This is a genomic window from Streptomyces sp. WAC06614, from assembly GCF_003949795.1.
GTDB lineage: Bacteria > Actinomycetota > Actinomycetes > Streptomycetales > Streptomycetaceae > Streptomyces.
Map to the genome: position 1 here is coordinate 22,484 of NZ_RPRY01000029.1, position 17,361 is coordinate 39,844.

Sequence of the window (17,361 nt, forward strand, 5' to 3'; positions counted from 1 at the left end):
CTTACAGCACCTCCGGCGCGAGCGAGATGATCTTCATGAACTTCTTCTCGCGCAGCTCACGGCCGACCGGGCCGAAGATGCGGGTGCCGCGAGGGTCGCCGTCGTTCTTCAGAATGACGGCGGCGTTCTCGTCGAAGCGGATGTACGAGCCGTCCTGGCGGCGGCGCTCCTTGACGGTGCGAACGATGACCGCCTTGACGACGTCACCCTTCTTCACGTTGCCACCGGGGATCGCATCCTTGACGGTGGCGACGATGACGTCACCGATGCCCGCGTAGCGGCGACCCGAACCACCGAGAACACGGATGCAAAGGATCTCCTTGGCACCAGTGTTGTCGGCGACGCGAAGTCGCGACTCCTGCTGGATCACGTCTATCTCCTGTTTGTCTGCCGGTTCCCGGCAGGGGCTCCACTCCTACGAGCGACAGCCCCTGCCGAGCCTGGCGGAACGAATCCGAGGGAAGACCCCTCGGACTAATTACTTGGCCTTCTCGAGGATCTCGACGACGCGCCACCGCTTCGTGGCGGACAGCGGCCGGGTCTCCATCAGGAGGACGCGGTCGCCGATGCCGGCGGCGTTCTGCTCGTCGTGCGCCTTGAGCTTGTTGGTACGGCGGATGACCTTGCCGTACAGCGCGTGCTTGACACGGTCCTCGACGGCGACGACGACGGTCTTGTCCATCTTGTCGCTGACGACCAGACCCTCGCGGGTCTTGCGGAAACCGCGCTCGATCTTCTCAGTCACGTTCTTCTCGCTCATCAGGCGTTCTCCACCGTCTCGATGCCGAGCTCGCGCTCGTGCATCAGGGTGTAGATCCGGGCGATGTCCTTGCGGACGGCCTTGAGCCGGCCGTTGTTCTCGAGCTGTCCGGTCGCCGCCTGGAAGCGGAGCTTGAACAGCTCTTCCTTGGCCTCGCGCAGCTTGGCAACGAGCTCCTCGTTGCCGAGCTCACGCAGCTCCGACGCCTTGGTACCGGCCGCCATCACGACTCACCTGCCTCGCGCTTGACGATCCGGCACTTCATCGGCAGCTTGTGGGCCGCACGAGTGAGAGCCTCACGCGCAATCTTCTCGTTCGGGTAGGACAGCTCGAACATGACCCGACCCGGGTGCACGTTCGCGACCCACCACTCGGGGGAACCCTTACCGGAACCCATGCGGGTCTCGGCGGGCTTCTTCGTGAGCGGGCGGTCCGGGTAGATGTTGATCCAGACCTTGCCGCCACGCTTGATGTGACGGGTCATCGCGATACGAGCGGACTCGATCTGGCGGTTGGTGACGTACGCCGGCGTGAGGGCCTGGATGCCGTACTCGCCGAATGCCACCTCAGTGCCACCCTTGGCCATGCCGCGGCGCTTGGGGTGGTGCTGCTTGCGGTGCTTGACCCTACGAGGGATCAGCATGTCGGTCAGGCCTCCGTTCCGGTGCTCTCGGCCGGAGCAGCGGCAGCGGCCTCGGCCTTGGGGGCCTCGGCAGCAGCGGTCTGCTGCGGCTTGCGGCCGCCACGGCCGCCACGCTCGCCACCGCGGCCACCACGACCGGCGGGGCGGTCAGCGCCACCACGGGCCGGGCGGTTGCCCGCACGGGCCGCAGCGTTCTCGGCGCGGACCTCGGCGATGTTCTTGACGTCGCCCTTGTAGATCCAGACCTTCACGCCGATGCGGCCGAAGGTGGTCTTGGCCTCGAAGAAGCCGTACTCGACGTTCGCGCGCAGCGTGTGCAGCGGCACACGACCCTCGCGGTAGAACTCCGAGCGGGACATCTCGGCGCCGCCGAGACGGCCGCCACACTGGATCTTGATGCCCTTGGCGCCGGCCTTCATGGCGGACTGCATGCTCTTGCGCATGGCCCGACGGAAGGAGACGCGGGAGGACAGCTGCTCGGCAACGGCCTGGGCCACGAGCTGAGCGTCGACCTCGGGGTTCTTGACCTCGAGGATGTTCAGCTGGACCTGCTTGCCGGTGAGCTTCTCGAGGTCGCCGCGGATGCGGTCGGCCTCGGCGCCACGGCGGCCGATGACGATGCCCGGACGGGCGGTGTGGATGTCCACGCGGACACGGTCACGGGTGCGCTCGATCTCCACCTTCGAGATGCCGGCGCGCTCCATGCCGGACGTCATCATCCGACGGATGGCGACGTCTTCCTTGACGTAGTCCTTGTACAGCTTGTCGGCGTACCAGCGCGACTTGAAGTCGGTGGTGATGCCGAGCCGGAACCCGTGCGGGTTAACCTTCTGGCCCATTACCGGGTTCCTTCCTTGCTGCTGACGACCACGGTGATGTGGGAGGTCCGCTTGCGGATCCGGTAGGCACGGCCCTGGGCACGCGGACGGAACCGCTTCAGGGTCGGACCCTCGTCAACGAACGCCTCGCTGATGTACAGCGAGGAGGCGTCCGTGTGGTTGTAGTTGTGCGCGGCGTTGGCGATGGCGCTGTCGAGCACCTTGCCCACCGGCACAGTCGCGGCCTGCGGAGCGAAACGCAGGACCGCCTGGGCCTCCGTGGCATCCATGCCACGGATGAGGTCCACCACACGGCGGGCCTTCATGGGCGTGACACGGATGTACCGCGCCTGAGCCCTGGCTTCCATGGTTGTCCCTTCGGTGTAAGTCATAGTCGTTCCCACCCCGCGATTAGCGGCGCTTCGACTTCCGGTCGTCCTTGACGTGGCCGCGGAAGGTGCGAGTCGGCGAGAACTCGCCGAGCTTGTGGCCGACCATGGACTCGGTGACGAACACCGGGACATGGGTCTTGCCGTTGTGCACCGCGATCGTGTGACCCAGCATGCTGGGGATGATCATCGAGCGACGGGACCAGGTCTTGATGACGTTCTTGGTGCCGGCTTCGTTCTGGGCGTCCACCTTCTTGATGAGGTGGTCGTCGACGAAGGGCCCCTTCTTGAGACTGCGCGGCATCTAAACCCGCTCCTAGCGCTTCTTGTTCGTCTTGCGGCGGCGGACGATGTACTTGTTCGAAGCCTTCTTCGGCGAACGCGTACGACCCTCCTTCTGACCCCACGGGGAGACCGGGTGGCGACCACCGGAGGTCTTGCCCTCACCACCACCGTGCGGGTGGTCAACCGGGTTCATCGCGACACCGCGGACGGTCGGGCGGACGCCCTTCCAGCGCATGCGGCCGGCCTTGCCCCAGTTGATGTTCGACTGCTCGGCGTTGCCGACCTCGCCGACGGTGGCGCGGCAGCGCACGTCGACCAGGCGGATCTCGCCGGACGGCATACGGAGGTGCGCCATCGCGCCCTCCTTCGCCAGCAGCTGCACGGAGGCACCCGCGGAGCGGGCGAACTTGGCGCCACCACCGGGACGGAGCTCGATCGCGTGGATCGTGGTACCGACCGGGATGTTGCGGAGCGCCAGGTTGTTGCCGGGCTTGATGTCGGCCGTCGGGCCGTTCTCGATCCGGTCGCCCTGGTTCAGGCCGCGCGGAGCGATGATGTAGCGCTTCTCGCCGTCCGCGTAGTGCAGGAGGGCGATGCGAGCGGTGCGGTTCGGGTCGTACTCGATGTGCGCGACCTTGGCCGGCACGCCGTCCTTGTCGTGACGACGGAAGTCGATCACGCGGTAGGCGCGCTTGTGGCCACCACCCTGGTGGCGAACGGTCACACGACCGGCGTTGTTACGGCCGCCCTTGCTGTGCAGGGGACGGACCAGCGACTTCTCCGGCGTGGACCGCGTGATCTCGACAAAGTCGGCGACGCTGGAGCCACGACGGCCCGGAGTCGTCGGCTTGTACTTGCGGATACCCATTTCTCAGTCCTCGTCCGATATTCGGACCAGGGCGCTCCGTTAGGAGGCCTGGCCGAAGATGTCGATACGGTCGCCCTCGGCAAGGGTCACGATGGCGCGCTTGGTGTTGGCGCGCTTACCGAAACCGGTGCGGGTGCGCTTGCGCTTGCCCTGGCGGTTGATCGTGTTCACCCCGGCGACCTTGACCGAGAAGACCGCCTCGACGGCCTGCTTGATCTGGGTCTTGTTGGCGCGGGGGTCGACGATGAACGTGTACTTGTTCTCGTCCAGCAGCGCGTAGCTCTTCTCGGAGACAACCGGGCGGACAAGGATGTCGCGCGGGTCCGTGAAGGTCTTGCTGGTGATCGTGGCCTCGGACATCAGCCCTCGTTCCCTTCGGTCTCAGCGGCCTTGGGGCCAGACACGAAGGACTCGAAAGCGGCCTGGGTGAAGACCACGTCGTCGGAGACGAGCACGTCGTACGTGTTCAGCTGGCCCGGCTCCAGGATGTGCACCTGGGGCAGGTTGCGGGCGGACAGCCACGCGGCCTCGTCGGCACGCTCGACGACCAGGAGCAGGTTCTTGCGCTCCGAGATCTTGCCGAACAGCGTCTTGGCGGCCTTGGTGGAGGCGGCACCCTCGACCACGCCGGAGACGACGTGGATGCGGGAGTGACGGGCCCGGTCGGTGAGGGCGCCACGCAGGGCGGCGGCCTTCATCTTCTTGGGGGTCCGCTGCGAGTAGTCACGCGGCACGGGACCGTGGACGACGCCACCGCCGGCGAACTGCGGCGCACGGGTCGAACCCTGACGGGCGCGGCCGGTGCCCTTCTGGCGGTACGGCTTCTTGCCACCACCGCGGACCTCGCCACGCGTCTTGGTCTTGTGCGTGCCCTGGCGGGCGGCAGCAAGCTGCGCGACGACGACCTGGTGGATCAGCGGAACGCTGACCTTGGCGTCGAAGATCTCGGCCGGGAGCTCGACGGTCCCGGTCTTGTCGCCGGCAGGCGACAGAATGTCAATGGTGCTCATAGTCCTCAGGCCCCCTTGGCCGCGGTGCGGACCAGGACGAGGCCGCCGTTCGGACCAGGAACCGCGCCCTTGATGAGCAGCAGGCCCTTCTCCGCGTCAACGGCGTGAACGGTCAGGTTCTGGGTGGTGACCCGCTCGTTGCCCATGCGGCCAGCCATGCGGAGGCCCTTGAACACACGACCCGGGGTGGCGCAGCCACCGATGGAACCGGGAGAGCGGTGCTTGCGCTGCGTACCGTGTCCGGCGCCCAGACCACGGAAGTTGTGGCGCTTCATGACACCGGCGAAGCCCTTGCCCTTGCTCTTGCCGGTGACGTCGACCTTGACGCCGGCCTCGAACACCTCGGCGGTGATCTCCTGGCCGAGGGTGTACTCCGCGGCGTCGGAGGTACGGATCTCCACCAGGTGGCGGCGCGGGGTCACGTCGGCCTTGGCGAAGTGGCCCTTGAGGGGCTTGTTCACCTTGCGCGGGTCGATCTCGCCGAAGGCGATCTGGACCGACTCGTAGCCGTCGACGTCGTTGGTACGGACCTGGGTGACGACGTTGGGGCCGGCCTTGACGACGGTGACCGGAACAACACGGTTGTTCTCGTCCCACACCTGCGTCATGCCGAGCTTCTCGCCCAGGATGCCCTTGATCTGCTTAGCCATTCTCAGATCACCGACCCTCAGAGCTTGATCTCGATGTCGACACCGGCCGGGAGGTCGAGTCGCATCAGGGAGTCAACGGTCTTGGGCGTCGGGTCGAGGATGTCGATCAGGCGCTTGTGCGTGCGCATCTCGAAGTGCTCGCGCGAGTCCTTGTACTTGTGCGGCGACTTGATGACGCAGTACACGTTCTTCTCAGTGGGCAGCGGCACCGGGCCCGCGACCGACGCACCAGTGCGGGTCACCGTCTCGACGATCTTCTTCGCCGAGGAGTCGATGACCTCGTGGTCGTAGGCCTTGAGCCGGATGCGGATCTTCTGTCCCGCCATGGCTACTCAGTAGTCCTTTGTCTAGTCAAACGCTCTGGAACTCGGTCGGCTGCGCTCGCACGCCGCCTCTCTCCGACCCACGCGGTCGGGCGTGTCGCAGTCCCGCTACAGAAAATTCCCATACGGAAATTCCCTGGATCAGGGGATGCGGCCCGCCAGGGCCACGCTTCGGGGGAGAAACACCCACCGAGTGCCTGGTCGGCACCCCGCCCACGCTTCCCGGAAGATTCCCGTACGTCCGCCCCAGCGCTGCCCCGAGGGGCAGATAAAGGCGACGAGTACTGTGGGACTCGCTTCCGGTCCTCCCGGCGGGAGGCGCGCAGCATCGGCACTCAACCGAGCAACCCCGATAGTCTGCCATACGAGACATGTAGTGCGCCAATCGGGGCCGAAGAGAATACCCCGCCCCCCGAGGAGATCAAACCGCGGCACGCGCGGCGTCCGGGCGGCGGGCGGGGTCACCCGGCCTCGGCGGGCGGCCGACGACCCACCGGCCGCGGGCCGGCCGGTGGGCCCGGCCCGGCTCAGGTGCGGGTGACCGTCCCGCAGCCGTCCACGCCGTTCTGGTCCAGCGTCCGGCTCCGGTCGTACGGGTCGACGGGCGGCCCGGAGGGCGTCGCCCCGCTCGTGGGGGCCGCGGACCGCCGGAACCGCGGGTGCAGGAACCCGTCCGAGGTGTCGCAGGAGCTGTTGGCGTACTCGTGCTGGGTGTTCCCCATCCAGAGCTTGCCCGCGGTGCCCTCCCACCGGCGGGGGTCCGCCACGGTGAAGGTGATCCGGCGCCGTACGACCGTCCGCTCCACGGCGGTGCCGCCGGGCTCGGTCACGGGGTAGACGAAGGTGTAGTCCGTCACCACGTCGACCTGCCCCTGGGTCTCGCCCGGCGTGAGCTCCATGCGCCCGCGGACCTTCACCACGTCTCCGGCCGGCCGCACCTCGGACGGCTTGAACCGGGTGAAGAACACCAGCGGGTCGTCCGTCGCCGTGGGCCGCTCCAGGGCCTTGTCCACCTGGGCGCCGAGCTCCTTGTTCAGCGGGTCCAGCAGATTCAGCGCCGCCCCGGGCCGCTCTCCCCGCAGGGTGGCGGGGTCCAGGTGGGCCGCGACCAGGAACTCCTTGATCCGGCCGAGCTGCGCGGCGACGGCCTCCTGGGACACCCCGTTGAGGGCCTTGGCCTCGGGCAGCTCGATCCCGGCCGCCCCGTCGGCCCACTGGACGGCCGGTGAGCCGCGGAACGGGTCGGTCGGGGTCCCCTGGTCCGGGAAGCCCTGCGAGGGCGCCACCGAGGGCCTGGCGGTCTCCGCGGGCAACGGCGTACGGTCGGCCGCGCCGCCCAGCAGCTCGGGCCGTCCCGCGAGGTAGAACAGCGTCCCCGCCACCGCCAGGACGACCAGCGCGCCCCGGGCGGCCCGCGGCATGCGCCGGCCCTGCATCTCCTGCCAGGCCGGCCCGGTCCGCCAGCCCTCGGGCTCGTGCCGTACGGCCCGGTCCCTGCGCCGGAACCGGCCGAGGCCCCTGCGGGCCGCCCGCGCCCGCTCCTCGTCCTCACGGCGCAGCCGCTCGGTCACCATCCGCGCCCGGGCCGACGGCTCCTGGGGGGCCTGCGCCGCCCCGCCCCCGGTCCTGGCCTCGGCCGCCGCCCGCTGCACGAACGCGGCCCACTCCTCGTCGCTGACGGCCGGCCGGTCGTCGTTGGTCCCCACCGCTGTTCATCCCACCCTGTGCTCATGTCATGGTCATGCGAGGCGGAGCCTCTCACGCCGAGGGCGGGAACCAACCGTCGGCCCACCCTGCCCCGGCCACGCAAAAGGGGCCCCGCCCCCGCCGAAGCGGTGGGCAGGGCCCCTTTCAGGAGCTCTGTTGAGCTACCAGGTCAGAGCACGAATTACTTCGTGATCTTGGTGACCTGGCCGGCGCCGACGGTCCGGCCACCCTCACGGATGGCGAACTTCAGGCCCTCCTCCATGGCGACGGGCTGGATCAGCGCGACGGACATGGAGGTGTTGTCGCCCGGCATGACCATCTCGGTGCCCTCGGGGAGGGTCACGACGCCGGTCACGTCCGTGGTACGGAAGTAGAACTGCGGGCGGTAGTTGTTGAAGAACGGGGTGTGACGGCCACCCTCGTCCTTCGACAGGATGTAGGCCTGGGCCTCGAACTCGGTGTGCGGCGTGACCGAACCGGGCTTGATGATGACCTGGCCGCGCTCGACGTCCTCGCGCTTGATGCCACGGAGGAGCAGACCGACGTTCTCACCGGCCTGGCCCTCGTCGAGCAGCTTGCGGAACATCTCGATGCCGGTGACCGTGGTGGTGGTCTTCTCGGTCTTGATGCCGATGATGTCGACGGTCTCGTTGACCTTCAGGACACCACGCTCGATACGACCGGTGACGACGGTGCCACGACCGGTGATCGTGAAGACGTCCTCGACCGGCATCAGGAACGGCTTGTCGACGTCACGCTCGGGGGTCGGGATGGCCTCGTCGACGGCGGACATCAGGCCGAGGAGCTTCTCGCCCCACTCCTTGTCGCCCTCGAGCGCCTTGAGCGCCGAGACGCGGACGACCGGCAGGTCGTCGCCCGGGAACTCGTACTCGGAGAGGAGCTCACGCACCTCGAGCTCGACGAGCTCCAGGATCTCCTCGTCGTCCACCATGTCGGCCTTGTTCAGGGCGACGACGATGTACGGAACGCCGACCTGGCGGGCCAGGAGCACGTGCTCCTTGGTCTGCGGCATCGGGCCGTCGGTGGCGGCGACCACGAGGATGGCGCCGTCCATCTGCGCGGCACCGGTGATCATGTTCTTGATGTAGTCCGCGTGACCCGGGCAGTCGACGTGGGCGTAGTGACGCGCCTCGGTCTGGTACTCGACGTGCGCGATGGAGATGGTGATACCGCGCTGGCGCTCCTCGGGAGCCTTGTCGATCTGGTCGAAGGCCGAAGCCTCGTTCAGGTCCGGGTACGCGTCGTGCAGCACCTTGGTAATGGCGGCCGTGAGGGTCGTCTTACCGTGGTCAATGTGACCGATGGTGCCGATGTTGACGTGCGGCTTAGTCCGCTCGAACTTCGCCTTCGCCACTGGGGTCCTCCTGTGGAGTGGTTCTGTACGCCTTACTCATCGGCGCCAGGTGATCTTTGCTGGAATGCCGGCCCTCCGGGGCAACGGGAAATTGTTGCTCCCGTTGCCCCAGAGGCTCCGGTGACAAGCCTAAAGCGTGTACTCGGGAGAGTTACTCGCCCTTGGCCTTCGCGATGATCTCCTCGGCGACGTTCCGGGGAACCTCGGCGTAGGAGTCGAACTGCATCGAGTAGCTTGCGCGACCCGAGGTCTTGCTGCGGAGGTCGCCGACGTAGCCGAACATCTCCGACAGCGGCACGAGGCCCTTGACGATGCGGGCGCCGTGACGCTCCTCCATGGCCTGGATCTGGCCACGGCGGGAGTTGATGTCGCCGATGACCTCGCCCATGTAGTCCTCGGGCGTGGTGACCTCGACGGCCATCATCGGCTCGAGCAGCACGGGGCTGGCCTTGCGCGCGGCCTCCTTGAAGGCCTGCGAACCGGCGATCTTGAAGGCGAGCTCGGAGGAGTCGACCTCGTGGTACGCACCGTCGAGGAGGATGACGCGGACGCCGGTCATCTCGTAGCCGGCCAGGATGCCGAACTGCATGGCCTCCTGCGCACCCGCGTCCACCGAGGGGATGTACTCCTTGGGGATGCGGCCACCGGTGACCTTGTTCACGAACTCGTACGAGGCGTCGCCGCTCTCGATCGGCTCGATCGCGATCTGGACCTTGGCGAACTGGCCCGTACCACCGGTCTGCTTCTTGTGCGTGTAGTCCACGCGCTCGACGGCCTTGCGGATCGTCTCGCGGTAGGCCACCTGCGGCTTGCCGACGTTGGCCTCGACCTTGAACTCACGGCGCATGCGGTCGACCAGCACCTCGAGGTGCAGCTCGCCCATACCGCCGATGATGGTCTGGCCGGTCTCCTCGTCCGAGTGGACCTGGAAGGAGGGGTCCTCCTCCGCGAGACGCTGGATGGCGACACCCAGCTTCTCCTGGTCACCCTTGGACTTGGGCTCGATGGCGACCTGGATGACCGGGGCCGGGAAGTCCATGGACTCCAGGATGACCGGGGCCTTCTCGTCGCACAGCGTCTCACCGGTGGTGGTCTGCTTCAGGCCCATGACGGCGACGATGTCGCCGGCGCCCACGGCGTCGATCTCCTCACGCTTGTTCGCGTGCATGCGGTAGATCTTGCCGATGCGCTCCTTCTTGCCCTTGACGGAGTTCAGCACCGAAGAGCCGGACTCCAGGCGGCCCGAGTACACCCGGACGAAGGTGAGCTTGCCGAGGTGCGGGTCGCTCATGATCTTGAACGCCAGCGCCGAGAGGGGCTCCTCGTCGGACGGCTTGCGACGGACGATCTCCTCCGCGTCCTTGACGTCGTGGCCCTCGATGGCCTCGACGTCCAGGGGCGACGGCAGGTAGCGCACGACGGCGTCGAGCAGGGGCTGGACGCCCTTGTTCTTGAACGCGGTGCCGCAGAACACGGGGGTGACGGTGGTGCTGCCGCCCTTGCCGGAGGCGATGGTGATGCGGCGGATGGCCGCGTACAGCTGCTCCTCGGTCGGCTCCTCGCCGCCCAGGTACAGCTCCATCATCTCTTCGTCGTTCTCGGCCACGGCCTCGAGCAGCTTGCCGCGCCACTCCTCGGCCGCCTCGGTGTGCGAGGCCGGGATGTCGACGACGTCGTACATCTCGCCCTTGGTGGCCTCGGCGGACCACACGAGCGCCTTCATGCGGACGAGGTCGACGACACCCTGGAAGTCGGCCTCGGCACCGATGGGCAGCTGCATGACGATCGGGGTGGCGCCGAGGCGGTCCACGATCATGTCGACGCAGCGGTGGAACTCGGCACCGGTGCGGTCGAGCTTGTTCACGAAGCAGATGCGGGGCACGCCGTAACGGTCGGCCTGCCGCCACACCGTCTCGGACTGCGGCTCAACACCGGCAACGCCGTCGAACACGGTGACGGCACCGTCGAGGACGCGGAGCGAACGCTCCACCTCGACCGTGAAGTCCACGTGGCCCGGGGTGTCGATGATGTTGATCGTGTGATCGACGTTCTCGAGCGGCCAGTGGCAGGTCGTCGCGGCGGACGTGATGGTGATGCCGCGCTCCTGCTCCTGCTCCATCCAGTCCATCGTGGCGGCGCCGTCGTGGACCTCACCGATCTTGTAAGACACACCGGTGTAGAACAGGATGCGCTCGGTGGTGGTCGTCTTGCCCGCGTCGATGTGGGCCATGATGCCGATGTTGCGCACCTTGGCCAGGTCAAGCGAAGTGGTAGCCATGTCGGCTCAGTCTTCTCTCGGTCTCGATGGGGGTTGCGACTACCAGCGGTAGTGCGCGAAGGCCTTGTTGGACTCGGCCATCTTGTGCGTGTCCTCGCGCTTCTTGACCGAGGCGCCGAGGCCGTTCGAGGCGTCCAGCAGCTCGTTCATGAGGCGCTCGGTCATGGTCTTCTCGCGGCGGGCGCGGGAGTAACCCACGAGCCAGCGGAGGGCCAGGGTCGACTGACGACCCGGCTTGACCTCGACCGGGACCTGGTAGGTCGCGCCACCGACACGGCGGGACTTGACCTCGAGGGACGGCTTGACGTTCTCCAGCGCGCGCTTCAGCGTGATGACCGGGTCGTTGCCGGTCTTCTCGCGGAGGCCTTCCATGGCGCCGTAGACGATGCGCTCGGCGGTGGAGCGCTTGCCGTTGAGGAGGATCTTGTTGATGAGCGAGGTCACCAGAGGAGAACCGTAGACCGGGTCGATGATGACCGGGCGCTTCGGGGCGGGGCCCTTACGAGGCATTCTTACTTCTCCTTCTTGGCGCCGTAGCGGCTGCGGGCCTGCTTGCGGTTCTTGACAGCCTGCGTGTCAAGCGCACCGCGGATGATCTTGTAACGAACACCCGGCAGGTCCTTCACACGGCCACCTCGCACGAGCACGATCGAGTGCTCCTGCAGGTTGTGCCCCTCACCCGGGATGTAGGCCGTGACCTCGATGCCCGAGGTCAGACGCACACGCGCGACCTTACGGAGGGCCGAGTTCGGCTTCTTCGGGGTGGTGGTGAACACACGCGTGCAGACACCACGACGCTGAGGGGAAGAGTTCAGCGCGGGCGTCTTCGTCTTCTCGACCTTGTCCTGCCGGCCCTTTCGGACCAGCTGCTGGATCGTAGGCACTACTTCTCCGGTTTCTGTGTGCCGTTCAGTAAAGCTAACCTGGAACCTTTCCGACCCACGCGGTCGGGCGTGTCGGACCCGGACACTTCCGCGAAGTGCGGAAACGTACAAGGATCGCGGTGGCTGTTACGGCCGCGTGCGGTTGATGGACACGCACGGGAGCCGGGCACACCCCAGGCACAAGGTCTGAGCGTACCTACCGCATTCACTCCGGTCAAAACAAAAGCCGCGCCGCCGGGCGGCCGGAAAGGCCCAGCACAGGCCTGGCGCAAGGGCTCAGGCGGCGGCCGCGGCACGCCGCCGCAGCGGCCTCCACCAGTCCGGGTTGTCCCGGTACCAGCGCACCGTGGCGGCCAGTCCGGGGGCCAGGTCGTGGTGGGGCCGGTAGCCGAGTTCGCGGCGGGCCTTGCCCCAGTCGACGGAGTAGCGCACGTCGTGGCCCTTGCGGTCGGCGACCCGGCGGACGGAGTCCCAGGTCGCGCCGCACGCCTCCAGGAGCAGGCCGGTCAGCTCGCGGTTGGTCAGCTCGGTGCCGCCGCCGAGGTTGTAGACCTCGCCGGGGCGGCCCTGGGTGCGTACGAGCTCGATGCCGCGGCAGTGGTCCTCGACGTGCAGCCAGTCGCGGACGTTGCCGCCGTCGCCGTAGAGCGGGACGGTCAGCCCGTCGATCAGCCGGGTGACGAACAGCGGCACGATCTTCTCGGGGAACTGCATCGGCCCGTAGTTGTTCGAGCACCGGGTGATGCTGACGTCCAGCCCGTGGGTGCGGTGGCAGGCCAGCACCAGCAGGTCCGACGAGGCCTTCGAGGCGGCGTACGGAGAGCTGGGCCGCAGCGGATCGGTCTCGGGCCACGAGCCGCGCTCGATGGAGCCGTACACCTCGTCGGTGGAGACGTGCACGAATTTACGGACGCCGTGGCGCACGGCGGCGTCCAGCAGGGCCTGGGTGCCGAGCACGTTGGTGCGGACGAAGGCGTCGCCGTCCTCGATGGAGCGGTCGACGTGCGACTCGGCGGCCAGGTGGACCACGGTGTCCACGCCGGGCAGGAGCGCGTCCAGGAGGGCCCGGTCGGTGATGTCGCCGCGGTGGAAGCGCAGCCGCGGGTCGGCGGCGAGGTCGGCCAGGTTGGCGGGGTTGCCGGCGTAGGTGAGCTTGTCGAGCACGGTCACGGTCAGCCCGGCGGAGCCGGTCGCCGGGGTGCCGGTGAGCAGCAGGCGGGTGTAGTGCGAGCCGACGAATCCGGCGCCACCGGTCACCAGTACGTGCATGGGGGGCGGGCCTTCCGAACGGGCCGGGACAGACCGGCGAACTACACTTCCGGAACGATCCGGCCCGAACCGACCCCGACCGAGCACGACCGAGCACGATCACAGGAGCAGCCCGTGGCGACCCCGTCCAGCCGTCCGCGTACGTCCCGGTGGCTGAGGTCCCTGGCCGGCCCCTCCAGTCTCTCGCGTCCCGGCCGCCCCCGTGCCACCGGGATCGCCGGGCCCCTGCTCGCCTTCGCCGTCACCACCACGGCGTTCTGCTGGGCCTGGGTGGCCCGCGGCACCTTCCCCTTCGGCGACACCGGCCGGGCGATCAACGACCAGGCCAACCAGTACGTGCCCTTCCACCGGGCGCTGTGGGACCTGGCCCACGGCCAGGCGGCCGGTGACCTGCTGTTCACCTGGCGCGGCGGCTTCGGCCAGCAGTTCCTGTCCGACTACTACACCTACCTCGGCAACCCGTTGTCCTGGCTGGCCGTCCTGGTCCCCCGCCAGCACGTGGACCTGGCCGTCTTCGTGGTCACGCCGCTGACCATGGGCCTGGCCGCCGCCGTGATGACGGTCTACCTGGGCAGGCTGGTGCCGGGCCCGTGGTGGCAGCGGGGCGTGCTCGGGGCGACGTACGGCCTGTGCGGCTGGGCGCTGTCGGACGCCTCGTACATCCCGATGTGGCTGTGGGGGCTGGTGGCGCTGCCGATGCTCGGCATCGCCGTCGAGTGGTGCCTGGAGCGGCGGCGCTGGCCGGCCGCCACCCTGCTGGTCGCGCTCTCCTGGGCCGGCAACTTCTACACCGCCATGATGGCCACGATGGCGGCCTGCGTGCTGCTGCTCGTCCGGCTGGTCGTGCTCGACCTGACCGGGCGGCAGCGTCTGCTGGCGCTGGGGCGGGCGGCCTCCGCGGCGCTGACCGGCATCCTGCTCAACCTGCCGCTGCTGCTGCCCTCGTTCCTGTCCAGCGGGGCCGCGCAGCCGACCCGGGCCGCCTCGTTCGACCCGGTCCGGCTGGAGATCTTCCTGTCGGGGATGCTGCCGGCCACCCACCTGTGGGGCGGGCGGCCGCGGCTGTACATCGCCTCGCTCGGGCTGATCCTGGCCGGAACGTTCGTCCTCAACACGGCGATCGCCCGCCGCACACGCCTGGTCTGGACGGTGGCGATCGTGCTGGTCGCCGCCTCCTTCCAGTTCCCGCCCACCCAGTTCGTCTGGCACGGCCTGGCGGTCCCGAACGGCAACCCGTACCGCGAGGCCTTCGTGTTCTCCGGGATGCTGGTGATCGTCGCCTGGATGTCCCTGGCCCACCGCCCCCGCCCGCTCCACCTCGCCGTCGTGGCCGGCCTGCTGGTGGCGGCCACGTACGTGCTGCGGCACACGAACGACTTCGGCGGCGCCACCTGGTACGCCGTCCTGGGCGGCGGCGCGGTTTCCCTGCTGGCCCTGCTCCTGCTCGCCCACTCCGGGCGGCACCGCCTGCTGCTCCCGCTGGCCGCCGTGCTGATGGTGGCCGTGGTCCTCGGCGAGTCCGCGCTGGCGGCCCTGAACGCCGACGTGCGACGGGCCCGGGAGGGCTGGGCCTCACCGGCCGTGACCTCGAACGAGTCCATCACCCGGCACACCGGGGCGGTCCGCTCGGTGGACGGCTGGCCGGCGTACCGCACCGACTCCGGCGCGCCGCAGACCTCGTACAACGACGCCCTCGCCCTGCGCGCGGAGGGGCCGCAGTACTACAGCAGCTACCTCCCGGCCGCCACCTTCGAGGCCCTGGAGCCGCTCGGCTACGGCTACAAGAACGACGGCCGGACCTTCTTCGGCGCCGACGACCCGGTCCTCGACGCGATCTTCGCCATCGGCGCCCGGGTCCGCCCCGACGCCTCGGGCCCCGGCTGGCACGCCGACCGCTTCCCGGCCCCGCCCCTGGTCACCCTCCGCCCGAGCACCCCGTTCACCTCCCCGGCCCCGGCCGACAGCGTGTACGCCCGGCAGGAGAACGTCCTCGGTGCCTCCGTCCACGAGGTCCCGCCCGTCACCCGTACCGGCGACACCTGGACGGCCCGCTGCACCGCGGGCACGGAGGCGTTCTGGTACTCCCCCGACACCACCGGCACCCTGCGCACCGCGACGGGGACCCTCCCCCTGGAGGCCCGCATGACGGGCGTCCTGCCCCTGGGCCCGGTACCGGCGTCGGGCGAGGTGCGGGCGACGGTGGAGACGACCGCCCCGGCCGCGCCCAGCGTCCCGGCCCACCCGATCGGCTGCCTGGACCGCCGCGCGCTCGACCAGCGGATCGCCGAGCTGAAGGCGACGGGCGCCACCCACGTCGAGGCGGACGGGCACACCCTGAAGGCCACCTTCCCCGCCGGCTCCACCGGCATCGCGGTCGTCGCCACCACGGCCGCCCCCGGCTGGCGGTGCTCCCTGCCCACCACCCCGTTCCACGGCCTCCTGGCGACCCGGCTCCCCACCGGCACCACCACCCTGACCTGCACCTACACCCCCCGGGGCCTACTCCCCGGGCTGGCCGCGGGCGGCGCCGCGCTGCTCACCCTCCTCACGGTCTCGACCGTCGCCCTCCGGCGCCGCCGCACGACCGACCGGCCCGGCGCGGCGACGACGGCCCCGGCCGGAAGCCAGGACGCGGCGGATCTGCGCTCAGTACATTGACCCCTCGGACGATCTTGGGGTGCTAGGGCTCATGGGGGGTGCCGTGGATTCCGCTCTTCTTCCCGGTGACGGCGGTCTCGGGGACCGGGTGCCGTTCCTCGCGCGGCTGGAGGCCGAGGACGCGTCCGCGTTACGCGGCCTCGGCCGCCCGATCGCCTTCGCCGCCCGGTCCCCGCTGATGCAGCAGCACGAGCCGTCGACCCATGTGCTGCTCATCCTCACCGGCTGGACCAAGGTCACCGTCGCCGGCGCCGGCGGCTACCACGCGCTCCTCGCCCTGCGCGGCCCCGGCGACATCGTCGGCGAGTCCGCCGGCGTCACCGGACGCCCCCGCTCCGCCACGGTCACCGCGCTCGAACCCGTCCAGGCCGTCGCCATCGACCAGCACGGCTTCCACGCCTTCCTGGCGCACCACCCCCGGGTCGCCCTGACTCTGCTGGGCCTCTCCGCCGACCGGATCCGCGCCGCGGACCAGCGGCAGCTGGAGTTCGCCTCCCTGGGCGTACGCGAACGCCTCGCCACGCTCCTGCTCGACCTCAGCCGCACCCACGGCCGCCGGACCGACGACGGCGTCGAGATCACCGTCCCGCTCACGAAGCAGGAGCTGGCGGGAGCCGTCGGCGCCTCGCGCGAGATGGTGCAACGCCAGCTCCGGGAGCTGCGCGACCGCGGGGTCGTCAGCACCGGCCGCCGCGCACTGGTGATCGTCCGCCCGGACGTCCTGCACCGCATCGGCCGCCCCCGCCCCTGAACCCCTCCCCCGCTCAGTGCACTCCGTCACACTCCGAGTGCGTCATCCTCCCTCACACCACCGCGCCGTACGGCGCGACCCTGGTCGCGCCCGACACGTACGACGCCCTGGGAGGCCGCCTTGACCGCGACGCCGAGCGAACCGTTGCAGCGCACCCTGCTCCTGTTCGACATCGAGAAGTTCAGCAACCGCGACGACGTGGAACAGTCGTTCCTGCGCCGGATGCTCTACGACGTCGTCGAACGGATCCTCGAAGCGGCCGGCATCGACCAGACCCGCCAGCTGCGCGCCGACCGCGGCGACGGCGTCCTGGTGATGATCGACGCGAACGTACCGCTGACCGGCCTGCTGAAGGTCCTGCTCACCGAGGGCCCCGGACAGCTGCGCTCGATGAACCGCATGGCGTCGAGCGCGGCCCAGATCCGGCTGCGTACCGTGCTGGCCACCGGTTTCGTGGCGATCGACGGCCAGGGCGGCTGGGTGGGCTCGGACCTCAACCACGCCTGCCGCCTCCTCGACGCGGAGGCCCTACGCACCGCGCTGCGCGCGACGTCCACGGACCTCGCGCTGTGCGTGTCCGAGTCGGTCCACCGGGGCATCGTGCAGCACGACCACCCCGGCATCCCGGCGGACTCCTTCCACGAGATCACCGTGCCCAGCAAGAACGGCCCCCTCCAGGCCTGGCTCCACGCC

At 69.2% G+C, this 17,361-nt stretch carries 20 protein-coding genes and 1 pseudogene; 3 read left to right on the forward strand and 18 right to left on the reverse strand.

What is annotated here, in order from left to right; all coding sequences use genetic code 11:
• Position 1: 1 nt before the first annotated feature.
• The 18 genes from rplN to rfbB all read right to left on the reverse strand — a co-directional run bounded on the left by rplN (position 2) and on the right by rfbB (position 13,259).
• Positions 2–370 (reverse strand): 50S ribosomal protein L14, encoded by a 369-nt coding sequence (gene rplN, locus EF918_RS06585; protein WP_003956455.1) that lies wholly within the window; start codon positions 368–370, stop codon positions 2–4.
• Positions 371–478: 108 nt separating this feature from the next.
• Positions 479–760: a 30S ribosomal protein S17 gene (gene rpsQ / locus EF918_RS06590; RefSeq protein WP_125642213.1), complete on the reverse strand. Its 282-nt coding sequence runs from the start codon at positions 758–760 to the stop codon at positions 479–481.
• Positions 760–984 (reverse strand): 50S ribosomal protein L29, encoded by a 225-nt coding sequence (rpmC, locus tag EF918_RS06595; protein ID WP_125540842.1) that lies wholly within the window; start codon positions 982–984, stop codon positions 760–762. Before rpmC ends, rpsQ begins: the two co-directional genes overlap by 1 nt.
• Positions 984–1,403, reverse strand: a complete 420-nt coding sequence (rplP, locus tag EF918_RS06600) for a 50S ribosomal protein L16 (protein WP_125642216.1) — start codon at positions 1,401–1,403, stop codon at positions 984–986. Before rplP ends, rpmC begins: the two co-directional genes overlap by 1 nt.
• A 5-nt stretch (positions 1,404–1,408) precedes the next feature.
• A complete protein-coding gene (rpsC, locus tag EF918_RS06605; protein ID WP_125642222.1) occupies positions 1,409–2,242 on the reverse strand; it encodes a 30S ribosomal protein S3 in 834 nt (277 codons plus the stop codon).
• Positions 2,242–2,589, reverse strand: a complete 348-nt coding sequence (gene rplV, locus EF918_RS06610) for a 50S ribosomal protein L22 (RefSeq protein ID WP_125642225.1) — start codon at positions 2,587–2,589, stop codon at positions 2,242–2,244. The genes rpsC and rplV overlap by 1 nt, the downstream gene beginning before the upstream one ends.
• A 43-nt stretch (positions 2,590–2,632) precedes the next feature.
• On the reverse strand, positions 2,633–2,914 hold the full coding sequence (rpsS, locus tag EF918_RS06615; RefSeq protein ID WP_125642228.1) for a 30S ribosomal protein S19: 282 nt from the start codon (positions 2,912–2,914) through the stop codon (positions 2,633–2,635).
• A gap of 12 nt (positions 2,915–2,926) precedes the next feature.
• Positions 2,927–3,763, reverse strand: coding sequence for a 50S ribosomal protein L2 (gene rplB / locus EF918_RS06620; protein ID WP_125642230.1), 837 nt, complete (start codon positions 3,761–3,763; stop codon positions 2,927–2,929).
• Between the two features lie 39 nt (positions 3,764–3,802).
• Positions 3,803–4,123: a 50S ribosomal protein L23 gene (gene rplW, locus EF918_RS06625; RefSeq protein WP_125642234.1), complete on the reverse strand. Its 321-nt coding sequence runs from the start codon at positions 4,121–4,123 to the stop codon at positions 3,803–3,805.
• Positions 4,123–4,773, reverse strand: coding sequence for a 50S ribosomal protein L4 (gene rplD / locus EF918_RS06630; RefSeq protein ID WP_125642237.1), 651 nt, complete (start codon positions 4,771–4,773; stop codon positions 4,123–4,125). The genes rplW and rplD overlap by 1 nt, the downstream gene beginning before the upstream one ends.
• Positions 4,774–4,778: 5 nt before the next feature.
• On the reverse strand, positions 4,779–5,423 hold the full coding sequence (gene rplC / locus EF918_RS06635; protein ID WP_125642240.1) for a 50S ribosomal protein L3: 645 nt from the start codon (positions 5,421–5,423) through the stop codon (positions 4,779–4,781).
• 17 nt (positions 5,424–5,440) lie between these two features.
• Positions 5,441–5,749, reverse strand: a complete 309-nt coding sequence (gene rpsJ, locus EF918_RS06640) for a 30S ribosomal protein S10 (protein WP_003948644.1) — start codon at positions 5,747–5,749, stop codon at positions 5,441–5,443.
• A 524-nt stretch (positions 5,750–6,273) separates the two neighbouring features.
• Positions 6,274–7,452, reverse strand: coding sequence for a hypothetical protein (locus EF918_RS06645; protein WP_125642243.1), 1,179 nt, complete (start codon positions 7,450–7,452; stop codon positions 6,274–6,276).
• Between the two features lie 182 nt (positions 7,453–7,634).
• Positions 7,635–8,828 carry an elongation factor Tu gene (gene tuf, locus EF918_RS06650; RefSeq protein WP_125642246.1) on the reverse strand — a complete coding sequence of 398 codons (1,194 nt, stop codon included), beginning with the start codon at positions 8,826–8,828 and terminating at the stop codon, positions 7,635–7,637.
• Positions 8,829–8,979: 151 nt separating this feature from the next.
• On the reverse strand, positions 8,980–11,106 hold the full coding sequence (gene fusA, locus EF918_RS06655; RefSeq protein WP_125642249.1) for an elongation factor G: 2,127 nt from the start codon (positions 11,104–11,106) through the stop codon (positions 8,980–8,982).
• Between the two features lie 39 nt (positions 11,107–11,145).
• A complete protein-coding gene (gene rpsG / locus EF918_RS06660; RefSeq protein ID WP_125642252.1) occupies positions 11,146–11,616 on the reverse strand; it encodes a 30S ribosomal protein S7 in 471 nt (156 codons plus the stop codon).
• 2 nt (positions 11,617–11,618) lie between these two features.
• Positions 11,619–11,990: a 30S ribosomal protein S12 gene (rpsL, locus tag EF918_RS06665; protein WP_125642255.1), complete on the reverse strand. Its 372-nt coding sequence runs from the start codon at positions 11,988–11,990 to the stop codon at positions 11,619–11,621.
• Positions 11,991–12,266: 276 nt separating this feature from the next.
• Positions 12,267–13,259 carry a dTDP-glucose 4,6-dehydratase gene (rfbB, locus tag EF918_RS06670; RefSeq protein WP_125642258.1) on the reverse strand — a complete coding sequence of 331 codons (993 nt, stop codon included), beginning with the start codon at positions 13,257–13,259 and terminating at the stop codon, positions 12,267–12,269.
• Positions 13,260–13,373: 114 nt separating this feature from the next.
• On the opposite strand from rfbB, the gene EF918_RS06675 reads away from it, so the two are divergent.
• From EF918_RS06675 to EF918_RS06685, 3 genes and pseudogenes are all read left to right on the forward strand, one after another.
• Positions 13,374–15,917: a YfhO family protein gene (locus EF918_RS06675; protein ID WP_312847814.1), complete on the forward strand. Its 2,544-nt coding sequence runs from the start codon at positions 13,374–13,376 to the stop codon at positions 15,915–15,917.
• 31 nt (positions 15,918–15,948) lie between these two features.
• Entirely contained in the window at positions 15,949–16,668 is a 720-nt protein-coding gene (locus EF918_RS06680; RefSeq protein WP_125642261.1) for a Crp/Fnr family transcriptional regulator, read from the forward strand.
• Positions 16,669–16,788: 120 nt separating this feature from the next.
• A pseudogene (locus EF918_RS06685) lies at positions 16,789–17,361 on the forward strand (hypothetical protein); the annotation flags it as partial.